This window comes from Bordetella tumulicola, assembly GCF_054779135.1.
Genome location: NZ_BAAGYU010000009.1, coordinates 145,523 through 157,105, shown reverse-complemented (window position 1 = coordinate 157,105; position 11,583 = coordinate 145,523). Strand labels below are relative to the sequence as shown.

Annotated in this window: 8 protein-coding genes and 1 tRNA gene; 4 read left to right on the top strand and 5 right to left on the bottom strand. The window is 60.1% G+C overall.

Annotated elements, in window-relative coordinates; genetic code table 11:
• Positions 1-82: 82 nt before the first annotated feature.
• The 3 genes from nusA to rluB form a co-directional block, all read right to left on the bottom strand.
• Positions 83-1,561, bottom strand: coding sequence for a transcription termination factor NusA (gene nusA, locus ACYVDM_RS17125; RefSeq protein WP_415793161.1), 1,479 nt, complete (start codon positions 1,559-1,561; stop codon positions 83-85).
• Entirely contained in the window at positions 1,558-2,064 is a 507-nt protein-coding gene (gene rimP / locus ACYVDM_RS17120) for a ribosome maturation factor RimP (RefSeq protein WP_415793162.1), read from the bottom strand. The genes nusA and rimP overlap by 4 nt, the downstream gene beginning before the upstream one ends.
• A 355-nt stretch (positions 2,065-2,419) precedes the next feature.
• The gene (gene rluB / locus ACYVDM_RS17115) at positions 2,420-4,207 is read right to left on the bottom strand and encodes a 23S rRNA pseudouridine(2605) synthase RluB (protein ID WP_415793262.1); all 1,788 of its coding nucleotides are present in this window, start codon (positions 4,205-4,207) and stop codon (positions 2,420-2,422) included.
• Between the two features lie 490 nt (positions 4,208-4,697).
• Between rluB and ACYVDM_RS17110 the strand changes: the two genes are divergently transcribed.
• Positions 4,698-5,090, top strand: a complete 393-nt coding sequence (locus ACYVDM_RS17110; RefSeq protein WP_415793163.1) for a hypothetical protein — start codon at positions 4,698-4,700, stop codon at positions 5,088-5,090.
• Here the strand turns inward: ACYVDM_RS17110 and scpB are convergent.
• Complete coding sequence (gene scpB, locus ACYVDM_RS17105) at positions 5,080-6,060, bottom strand: SMC-Scp complex subunit ScpB (RefSeq protein WP_415793164.1); 981 nt, start codon at positions 6,058-6,060, stop codon at positions 5,080-5,082. The genes ACYVDM_RS17110 and scpB overlap by 11 nt on opposite strands.
• 78 nt (positions 6,061-6,138) lie before the next feature.
• Between scpB and ACYVDM_RS17100 the strand changes: the two genes are divergently transcribed.
• A tRNA-Met gene (locus ACYVDM_RS17100) sits at positions 6,139-6,215 on the top strand.
• Between the two features lie 743 nt (positions 6,216-6,958).
• Here the strand turns inward: ACYVDM_RS17100 and ACYVDM_RS17095 are convergent.
• Entirely contained in the window at positions 6,959-8,005 is a 1,047-nt protein-coding gene (locus tag ACYVDM_RS17095) for a CobW family GTP-binding protein (RefSeq protein ID WP_415793165.1), read from the bottom strand.
• A 164-nt stretch (positions 8,006-8,169) separates the two neighbouring features.
• Here ACYVDM_RS17095 and ACYVDM_RS17090 point away from each other — a divergent pair, with 164 nt between their 5' ends.
• The gene (locus ACYVDM_RS17090) at positions 8,170-10,290 is read left to right on the top strand and encodes a bifunctional 2',3'-cyclic-nucleotide 2'-phosphodiesterase/3'-nucleotidase (protein WP_415793166.1); all 2,121 of its coding nucleotides are present in this window, start codon (positions 8,170-8,172) and stop codon (positions 10,288-10,290) included.
• 401 nt (positions 10,291-10,691) lie between these two features.
• The gene (locus ACYVDM_RS17085; RefSeq protein ID WP_415793167.1) at positions 10,692-11,579 is read left to right on the top strand and encodes a bactofilin family protein; all 888 of its coding nucleotides are present in this window, start codon (positions 10,692-10,694) and stop codon (positions 11,577-11,579) included.
• Positions 11,580-11,583 lie beyond the last annotated feature (4 nt).

Genomic DNA, 11,583 nt, shown 5'->3' with positions numbered 1-11,583 from the left:
TATCTTCCCTCTATATGCAGCAATTACAACAACGATGAGTGGTTTTTGGATCAACAACGGAATTGGCTGGGCGTCCCGGCGATTATTCCTCGTCAAACCAATGAGCCCGGGCACGCATGATCAAGTCGCTGGCCGCTTGTTCGTCGAGCCCGGCAATTTCAGCCAGCTCGTCGGTAGCCAACTCGGCCAGATCATCACGCGTCAGCACTTGGTGCTCGGCTAGCTTGGCGGCCAGCTCGGGCGTAATGCCTTCGAGCTCGAGCAGGTCCTGGGCCGTTTCAAGGCGCTCTTCCTGGGCAATCGCCTCGGTCAAGAGAGCATTGCGGGCGCGGGCACGCAGCTCGTTAATGGTGTCTTCGTCAAAAGCCTCGATTTCCAGCAACTCAGGCATGGGCACGTAAGCGATTTCCTCGATACCGGTAAACCCTTCATCAATCAGGATGTCGGCGACTTCTTCGTCGACGTCCAGCTTGTTCATGAATGTCGTACGCAGGCCCGCACGCTCGGTTTCCTGCCGGTTCAGGCTTTCTTCGGGCGTCATGATGTTGATCTGCCAGCCCGTCAGCTCGGAAGCCAGCCGCACGTTTTGCCCGCGAGAACCAATGGCCTTGGGCAGGTTTTCTTCGTCAACCACCACGTCCATCGCGTGCTTGTCTTCGTCGACCACAATCGATTCGACGTTGGCCGGCGCCAGTGCGCCGATGACGAATTGCGCGGGGTCTTCGGACCACAACACGATGTCGACTTGCTCGCCACCCAACTCGTTCCGCACGGCGGTGACGCGCGAACCGCGCATGCCCACACACGTACCAATGGGATCGATGCGCTTGTCGTAAGCGACGACGGCGATCTTGGCACGCACGCCAGGGTCACGCGCTGCGGCTTTGATTTCGAGCAGGCCCTGTTCGATTTCGGGGACTTCGTTGTCGAACAACTGGCGGATGAAATCGGGCGACGTACGCGACAGAATGACTTGTTGGCCACGCGCTGCGTGATCAATTTTGAGCACAAAAGCGCGCACTCGATCACCGACCCGGAAGTTTTCTTTCGGGATCATTTCGGAGCGAGGCAGGCGGGCTTCGATTTTGCCGGTTTCGACAATGATGTCGCCCTTGTCCATACGCTTGATCGTACCCGAGACGATGGTCTCGCCGCGATCAAGGAAGTCGCTCAGAATTTGCTCGCGCTCTGCGTCGCGGATCTTTTGCAGAATCGCCTGCTTGGCGGCTTGCGCACCGATCCGGCCGAACTCGATGGGTTCGAGAGCCTCTTCGATGTACTCGCCCACGGTGATATTGGGCACGATCTCGGTCGCATCGGACAACATTTCCTGCTTGTCCGGTTCTTGTAGACCGGCCTCGTCGGGCACCACCAACCACCGGCGGAACCCTTCGTGGCTGCCGGTTTCACGATCGATGGAGACGCGGATTTCGGCGTCGTCCTTGAAACGCTTTTTCATGGCCGAAGCCAGCGCGCTTTCGAGCGCTCCGAATACGACTTCGCGCGTGACGTTTTTCTCACGCGCCAAGGCATCGACCAACAGAAGAATTTCGCGACTCATCGCTTTTTGCCCTTGAAATCCAGAACGGGATCCAGTTTGGCACGCTCGACGTCGCCGAGCGTGAAACTCAATACCTGAATATCGTTCTTTTTTGCCTCAAATTCGAGACCGAACACAGTCGGCTGTGTAGCGGCCGACGCGTCGCCTGCAGCGCCCTGCTCTGCCTCGGGCAGCGATAGGGTGCCGGAAAACACTTTGCGGCCATCCAGTGGCTCGCGCAGCTTGATCTCGATACGTTCGCCCACGAAACGGCGCAACTCGGCCTCGGTACGCAGCGGGCGATCAGTGCCCGGCGAGCCGACTTCGAGTCGCTTGTAGTCGATATTTTCGACCTCAAAGACGCGCGACAACTGACGCGAGACCTGCTCGCAGTCTTCGATGCGCACGCCCCCGACCCTATCGATGGTGACGCGCAAAAGGCCTAGCGCAGCACGCTCGACGTCGACTAATTCGACGTCCATGCCGGCCAATGCCTGTTGGGTCAATGCGTAAATATCTGCCATACACTCAAAAAAAATGGGCTGCAAACCCAGCCCACTGTATCGCCTGGCCCCCGGATCACATCCCGACGAGATACCCCATCGAAACCCAACACCGAACCCAAGCCCAAAGAAAGCACACCAGGAAACCCACCCGGGCGGGCTGCGTATACTGCGACACAACATAGTGTGGCCACGTACTGCAGCACAAACATACCGCAGCACAACATACAGCGGCACACGGCAAAGACGCATCCGCAGGGGCATGCGCGCCATGAAAACCAATGATTTTACCAGATTACTGCAAAAATTGTCTGCTATGTCGCGGGTTTACGTCACAGACGCGCAATCGGCATTCGTGACGTACCCGCCGCAAGACTTAACGGTCGCCGCGCCCCCGGCCACCACCGAGAAATCCCAGGCGTGACTCGTGTGCCGAGGCACTTTTGGGTTGCCAATCGTCGCCTTTCGGACCGCTACGCTGCGGTCGACCTTTACCACCGCCGCCGCCCTGGGGCTTGCCACCATTACGGGCAGCTTGATTGCCACGCGGCCCACCCTGTGCACCCTGTCCACCCGGCTTACCCTGTCCGCCCGGCTTGCCGCCAGGACGATTCGGGCCTTTACGCGGCGCCCCTGCCATCCCGGGCATCCCCGCGTCGGAAGCGGGCGCCTCGCCGGCCGGGCCCTTGTAGGGACGACGCGGCTTGCCATGCTTGGCGGGATTACCCTCGCTATTTTTGGGACCACCCTGCGTATTACCGCCACCGCTGCGACCGCCGAACTGGGCACTGGGCCCCTTGCCGCCGTCGCGCCGGGGGCCGCCCGGCTTGCCACCTGGCTTGCCGCTAGGCCGACCACCAGGCCGGCCACCCTTCGCACCCTGCCCACCATCCTTGCCTAGCGGATGTCCGTTAGCATAGCCGCCCGTAAACATCAGGCCAGTCCCGAAGGGATCCGACGGAGACGAGGCCACTTGACCTGCGCTGCCCGGTCGGCCGCCCTGCAATTTGCCCCGGCGACCAATCCGCGCACCATTCATTCCGTTGCGATCCATGGTACCGAATCCCGGCGGCAACGCGCTGTCATGCGAACGAGGCTGTGGAGGAGGACGTCCGTTTCCGGTATCGTCGTCATCGCGCAACAGGCCCAACTGAACCATCAGCGCCGTCACCAACTGGGAATCCAACTCGTCCCAACGGCCCCGTCGCAGATTGCGCGGCAGCACGAGGTCGCCGAATCGGGTCCGGATCAACCGGCTGACCGTCACGCCGACTGCCTCGAACATGCGACGCACTTCGCGATTGCGGCCTTCTTGCAAGGTGACGCGGTACCAGCGATTGCTGCCGTCGCCACCCAGGTAGTCCAACGAACCGAACGCCGCCTGACCATCGTCGAGCTGAATGCCTTCGACCAGCGACTTGCGGGTCGCATCGTCCATTTCCCCCAACACACGCACGGCATATTCGCGCTCAGTGCCATAACGAGGGTGCATGATCCGATTGGCCATGTCGCCCGAGGTCGTGAAGATCAACAGGCCTTCGGTATTCAAGTCCAGACGCCCGACCGACAACCACTTTCCGGTACGCAGTTTGGGGAGTCGGGCAAACACATTGGCGCGGCCACCCGGATCGTCATGGCTGACAATTTCGCCGGCCGGCTTGTGGTACAGAATGACGCGAGGCGGCTTTTTGGCATTCGGGCGGACAATCGGCTTGCCGTTGACCCGCACGAGATCATTGGCCGCCACTCGTTGACCAATATGCGCCGGCTCACCATTGACTGACACGCGACCGGCCGTAATCAGCTCTTCCATTTCGCGACGCGATCCGATACCCGCATCTGCCAGCACCTTGTGCAGCTTGGGCATCACGACATCGCTATTCAGATACTTGCTCAGGCGCTGCTCGCTGCGATCAGAGTGCTCTAGATAAGAGAGGGCCTGCTCGGCCTCGCGCTCAGCACCGCGCCCCTCGACCTCGGCCGAGGGAGCAACGGGCGCGCCGTCGACTGCACCTGGGGCACCCGCGACACCCGTTGCATCGCCACGCCGGCGACGGAACGGGGTACGCAGCTTGCGGCCACGATTGCGACCCGCCCCCAGATCTCCCTCTGCCGACTGCCCGGCAGCCAGCGTTTGGGCGGATTCTGGAGATTCGTGTGACATGACGCCAGGCTCCGCTGCGGCACTCGAATGCGCCGAGGCATTCGCGCGCTCGCCGCGCTGACGACGCGGACGACCTGTCGGCGCAGAAGACCCGACAGAGGCAGAGGCCTCGGTCGACGCAACCACCGACGACTCGGTCGACACGGCGGGTTCAACCTGTTTTGCGGACGGCGCGTCGACAGAAGACCCGGCATCCGTTGACGAAGGGCCTTGTTTGGCCGGCGAGGTCCCCGAGGCGACCGCCGAGGCCACAGGCGACACAGGAGCAGAAACGGCAGCCGGTGCTGGGGCAACAGCCCGCACGGTGACGACATCAGGCACAACAACGGACGGCGCAGATATCGCGGGCGGCGCAGGCGGTGTATACGACGCAGGCGTTACCGCCGCCACGGCCCCAGACTGAGCAGCCGCGGCAGGTGCAGCGGCAACCACAGACTGGACATCGGCTACGGTAGGCTCACTGGCAACCGCCTTAGCTTTTGCCGATTTCGTGGCAGCGGCTTTGGTTGCAGACTTCTTCGCAGCCGATTTCGTCGCTGCCGTCTTGGTAACAGCCGTCTTAGCAGCAGTGGTCTTGGTAGCAGCGACCTTCGTCGCGGACTTTGTCGGCGTCGACTTGCCCGAGACCGCTTTTTTCGCCGTCGCTGTCGCTGTCGCCGACTTTTTCGCTGGTGACTTCGCCGTCGCCGACTTCGTCGCAGAAGATTTCACCGCCGTCGACGTCGTCGCAGCAGATTTGGTGGCAGCCGTTTTGCGCGCCCTGGGCTTCGCAGCGGCAGGGGCAGCATCATTCGTCGAGTCAGGAACAGAGGAATCGTCTTGCATTTGTGTACGCGTAATATCGGTTGTCACGGAGACAGCTCCAAAATTCTTTAAGCTTTAGCCAATCCGCTCTCGGCGGATCGGCTGTCATCATCAGAGGATGGCGAACCGTCCTGCTCAGAAACCTCGGTTTCGAGCTCGGGAACTTGCGGTTCGACTTCAGTTTTTAGTTCGGCGGTGGCATCGGGAGCCACCTCTACGGGCAAGACGTCGATCTCGTCCGCAGAATCTGCAGAAATCTCGGTATCCTTAGCAGCCTCGGCGTCTGCAGCGACTTCGATATCCGTAGCAGCCTCGGCATCCGCAGCGGTTTCGATATCCGTAGCAGCCTCGGCATGCGCAGCAGCCTCGATATTCGTAACAACCTCAGCTTCCGCAGCGGTTTCGGCATCCGCAACAACCTCGGCATCAACGTCCGCCTCAGCCTGCACCGTACTCGGCTCCTCTGGGTCGCTGACTTGCAGCGTGACCTCTGAACCACCGAGGTCCAGTCCCTGCAATGCCGCCGCGGCTTGGGCACTGTCCAGTGGCGGCAATTCGTCCAGTGCCCGCAGGCCCAGATCATCCAGAAACTGCCGCGTAGTGCCAAACAAGGCCGGCCTGCCCGGCGCATCCCGGTGACCAATGACCTCAATCCAGCCACGATCCTCAAGCGTTTTCACGATCGGGGATGACACGGTCACACCACGAATATCCTCGATATCACCGCGAGTGACCGGCTGACGCCAGGCAACAATGGCCAGCGTTTCCATCACCGCGCGAGAATACTTGGGCGGACGTTCGGGATTGAGGCGCTCCAGGTAGCGCTGCATTTGCGGACGGCTCTGAAAACGCCAACCCGTGGCCAACTGTACCAAATCCATGCCGCGATCCGCCCAGTGCTCTTGCAAGCCCTGGAGCAATGTTCGCAGCCTGTCATTATCAAAATCCGGATCTTCGCCGAACAGCTTGCGCATTTCGGCCAACGGCATGGGCTGACTAGCGCATAACAGCGCAGTTTCCAGCACACATGTTGCCTCGCTATCGTTCATTGAGCTTATGTCTAATTTATTAAAAAGGGGCGAACTTGCGCCAATTTTCGAAAAACGCTATGATTCTGTCCTCTCAGACGCGGGGTGGAGCAGTCTGGCAGCTCGTCGGGCTCATAACCCGAAGGTCGTAGGTTCAAATCCTGCCCCCGCAACCAAGATTCTTAAAGGCCTGGCTTACCGCCGGGCCTTTTTGTTTGTGGCGACGGAACGTCTGTTGTCCACGCAACTGTCGGTACATCATCTGCCCGCGCAGCTGCTTAGAGGCGCACCAAAGGGAGCACCAAAGCTTCTGTAGCTGAAAAACCCATAAGGCATGGACTTGCGTAATGTTCACGAGATTCCTGTAGACGTCGCACCATGCCGCCTCGCGCCAAGAGCGCGTTAGGCTTGCATCGGTGCTACGCGTATCAGTGCACAGCGCCGCAAACGGCATTAGCTGAAAAAATGAACCTGGATCGCCTGGCCCCAAAGCGCAGGACGGAAATACAGGGCACCCCTTTCTTCGGAGCGACAAGCACACCAACGGACTACGACTCGCGTCAAACACGAGCGGAACCCGTCTTGTAGCGACGATGACCGACGATTTTTAGACGTATGGGACGACCATCTGCCCTCATGATCGGCAGCGCATGCGGCCTGCCAACTCATTCGACAACCCCACGATCAACGCTGGAACCGCTGTAACGGTACCGGCTGTCGGGATACCCGCCACGGAAATACTCGCTGCGGTTTTGTCTGCACCTTCTGCCCTTGGCAATGCGGTTTTATACCGCTAGCACAATAGCTGCCGAATGAGGCTAGCCCGAGCGAGGTGACGTTGGTCTACACGAAGACAGTACTTGGATTATACCCCTAATGCCCCTGCGGACAAAGCACTGCACAATAAATATCACGACGGTCACGCCGGGACCGGGCTTTCGGGGCCGGGTTGAAGCAACGACGCCCGCAACGCCTGCACAAGCGCCCCCGGATCCAACTCACGCACAATAAAGACCAGCCAGGATCGATGAGCATCCTCCGGCCAGACTGCCAATGGCTCGGGCGGATAAAGATCACGATGCACGCCATGGATAGCGCAAGGCAAGGATTCGCCCTCGAAACCCACTATCCCCTTGATACGTAACAGGCTGCGATGATGCGCCTCTTGAACACGCGCCATCCCGGTCAAGAACACCGCCCGACTGACCGGCTCGGACAACTCAAACACAGCATGACGCACCTGCGAATGGCGGCCACCCAAAGGGGAAAACCTCGCCAGCCAACCCCGCAGATCACCTTGACTGTCGTGCGAACGCGTCAGAGACGGCGCCAACAAGCGCTCGTCCAACGGCGTATCGGGCCACTGCACACCTATCGGCACCCCGGGATTGATCTGTCGAACGGCATCCACAGCATCTGCCAACATAGGCGCCCTGACCAAATCGGGCTTGCTGCATATCACGAGATCCGCCAAGGCAATCTGCTGCGAGGCCTCAGGCTGCTCGGCGAGTTGAGCCTGGATATGCTTGGCGTCAGCCACGACTATCGTGCCACGATGAGCATAACGTTCGGCCAGGAAGTGTTCATGCCGCAACGTGAACAAAATCGCGGCCGGCGTAGCCAGGCCCGTGGTTTCAATCAACACGCGATGAAATCGCGGAACCTGCCGTCGCAGCGCCAGCATGAACAGATCTCGCAAGGTATTAACCAGGCCACCATTCACCGTACAGCAGATACATCCCCCTTCTATCACCGCAATGCGGCCATCCGTATGGCGCAACAAATGATGGTCAACACCAATTTCGCCAAACTCGTTGACGATCACCGCGGCGTCCGAATAAGCGCGGTCCTGAACCAGACGATTCAGGAGCGTGGTCTTGCCGCTGCCTAGAAAGCCGGTCAACACCGTCACGCCGATACGGTAATCCGCGGCACCATCGAATCGAGACTGAACAGAAGTTTGCATAACCGGCATTATGCTGCGAAAAAACGACACGTGACGCACCTGGGCGCCTCGCCTTTGGCGTGGTCGACGTACTGTCATCTAGCGTACATCCCTCCGTCACACCGCAGTCAGCATTGTCCCCAATACTCGGAAACTCTCATTGATCACTACATCAGGAGCTTCCGATGTCTGTACGCGTGCCGTTCTTCAACGCTCGTAAAGGGTTACCGCGGGTAATGCTTGCGCTAGTATTAGCAGGCTCTCTCTCTGCTTGCAGCAACAGCGATGACTCCGACGACGACGATGACGCACCGCCGTCAGCACACCAGGAAAAGGCAACGGCGAACCTGACCTTGCTCGCGACCACCGACCTGCATTTCAATGCCCGCAGCTACGACTACTTTAAGTTAGCCGAAGACCCCACCTACGGTTTTGAACGCACCGCCACGCTAATTCGCGCCGCGCGCGAAGAGTTCCCAAACACCGTACTGGTCGATAACGGCGATACCATTCAGGGTACGGCACTGGCCGACTATGAGGCCCAGGTCTCTCCCATTACCTGCAGCCAGCAATTGTCCATGTATAGAGCCATGGGCGTATTGCAATACGATGCTGGCACACTGGGTAACCACGAATTCAATTACGGCCTGCCCTTCCTGAACCAAGTGCTGGGCGGCGGCCTGAAGGTCGAAGGCGTAGATGCCGAGCTGGAATGCTCGGGCCCCGGCTTTCCGATGACGTTGGCCAACGTGGAAAGCGTGGCGAGCGGCGAAGAGCTACTGCCGCCCCATATCATCCTGGAACGTGAAATCACGGCCACCCAAGAAGACGGCGACGAAGTGACCCTGCCGATCAAGATCGGCGTGATCGGCCTGACCACACCCGGCATCATGAACTGGGACAAGCGCTACCTGGATGGCAAAGTCACTATTAACGACGGACGTGCCGCCGCGCAAGCCCAGGTCGCCGAGGCTCGCGCAGAAGGCGCCGATCTGGTTTTCGTACTGCTGCATGGCGGTATGAGTGACGCAGATTACTCCGCGGATATGGAAAACCCCGGTTTGTATATCGCACAGATCCCCGGCGTCGACGGGCTGATCATGGGGCACCAGCACAATACGTTTCCCGATCGCGGCAATAGCCCGGCCTATACCTACACCGGCGTAGACAACGTGGCAGGCACCGTACACGGCGTACCCACCGTCATGGCCAGCTCGTGGGGCAAGGGACTGGGCGTCATTGACTACTCGCTGAACTGGGACGGTAAAGCGTGGCAGATCGACACCCCCAAGACCACTGCCGAAGTGCGCACTATCCAAAGCACGGACGCCAATGGCGCGTCGCAATTCGTCGCGGCCGACTCGGTCGTGGCGGCATCGGTGCAGACACAACACGAGGCCGCCGTCGAGTACGTCAAGACGCCTATCGGTTCCTCTGACTTTCGCATGAGCACGCTGTTTGCCGATGTTGGCGATCCGGGCGCCATTCAATTGGTGAACCAGGCCCAACAGGCTTACGTGAGCGACTATGTTGCAGCCAATTTGCCGCAATATGCCAACGTGCCCGTGCTGTCGATCAGCGCACCGTTCAAGGCAGGGTTCCAGGGTGGTGGCGACTACACCGACGTGGCCTCGGGCGCACTGGCCATCTACCATGCGGCAGACCTGTACCTCTATCCCAACACCGTGTATGCCGTGAAGGTCACTGGCGCAGAACTCAAGCTTTGGCTGGAAAACGCGGCACTGCGCTTTAATCAGATCAATCCCGCCTCAACACAGGATCAGTGGCTGATCAAAGACACCAAAACAGGCCAGGTCCCGGCTGGGGAATCTGCTTTCGCTGGTTATAACTTTGATATGTTCACGACGCCGGATCTGCAGTACGAAATCGATATCACCCAACCTTCAGGGAACCGCATTAAAAACCTGACCTATCGCAACGTGCCCGTTGATGGCAAAGATTTCATCGTCGCCACCAACAATTATCGCGCCGAGAGCAGCGCTCGCTACATACTGGGCGACGGCAATGAGTTTGATATCGTCTATGCCTCGCCCGATACAAACCGCGACGTAGTGATCAACTACATCAAAGAAAACCCACAGATCACCCGCATGGCAAATGGTGCCGCCCGCAGTTGGCGCTTTACACCCGTCAATACCGCTGGCGCCGTGCTGTTCAAATCGGGCAAAGACTCGCTTAGCGTCGCGCAAGCCGCACGCCTGACGGAAATCTCGCTGGTAAGCGCTGATGACGGGTCAGGCGAAGGTCGGGCGGTCTACCGCATTGATCTATCGTCGACGAACTAAAGACGCCGCCAGACCCAGCGTCCCCATCAGAATGCCCTGCGGGTCGAGCGGCTGCTCGGCCCGCAGAAGCAGGCTGAGACGCTCGGCGGTGTACAAACTCGTTGACCTGGGCCTACAATCGGCGTTATGCACAGTCGTCAGCCCTATTCACGCACCCCGCTGCGTGTAATGTCCACCACACGGTGGGCCATCTGGCGTGCGCCACGATCTCGGTCCACAAACGCCGGCCCGGCTGCGGCTTTCGCCGCACTTGACTAAGCCCGGCGACCCCCCACTTTTTTTCTTGCGCAACGCCTAGGTCGTCGGGCCCCTCCCGCGCGAATCGGTGTCCGCTCGCCTTTCTCGGGCCCGGCACACCCACATGGCCCGCCTCACATCGAGCGGGCCGACCCAGGACTCGCATGGACATCACCAAGGATTTCATCAAACTCAAACAGCCCTGCGCGGATGGCTTTCGCTGGTATCTGCGGCACGCGCCGCCGCACGGCACCTATCAGCAACTACTCGACGCGCTCGTCGCGGATGGCCGCAGCAAAGACGCGCACTGGCTCTTGGATCAATTCGGCCCGACAGATGCCGTACTGGAACTCGATCACCTGGACGCACAAGATTTTGTCTTTGCCGGCGCGGTGACCGTACGCGGCACCCTGGAAGTCACTGGCACGCTACGCACCGGACGCGGCATTCGCGTAGGGGGCGGGATGCGTGTGGACGGCCACCTGCAAGCGGGAGACGACGTGCACTGCGGTGGCGCATTGCTGTGCGGCGACGCGCTGCACGTCAATGGCCGCGTACACGCGGCATGGAACGTTCTCGTGCAAGGGGAGACCGAGTGCGAAGACATCCGCGCCGGCTGGGACTTCATCTCTGTTGGCCCGGCACGAGTACGTGGCGCAGTGCAAGTGGGCCAGCAATTGCAAGTCACCTCGCTACATTGCGACAAAGGGATTCGCGTGGGCGGAGACGTCATCAGCGATGCAGACCTGATGACGCGCCAAGGCATAGAGTGTGGCGGTGCAATCACCTGCGGCGGACACCTCTATGCGGGCTGGGGCATCAAGGCGCTGGAACAGATCACGGCCGCTGGCACCATCAGCGCGGGGGAAAGCCTATATACCGAAGGCGAGGTTTGCGCAGGTGACGGCTACGGCGTTTACGCAGGCCTGCAAGTGCCCGAACATGCATGGGAAAGCAGCGCGAGAGTCCACGCGTGCCGCCGTCCCGAGAGCTTGCGCAGCGGCCACTGGGCCCACGCATCCTTTGACAACCAAGAAAGCACGGCGTCGTGAACGC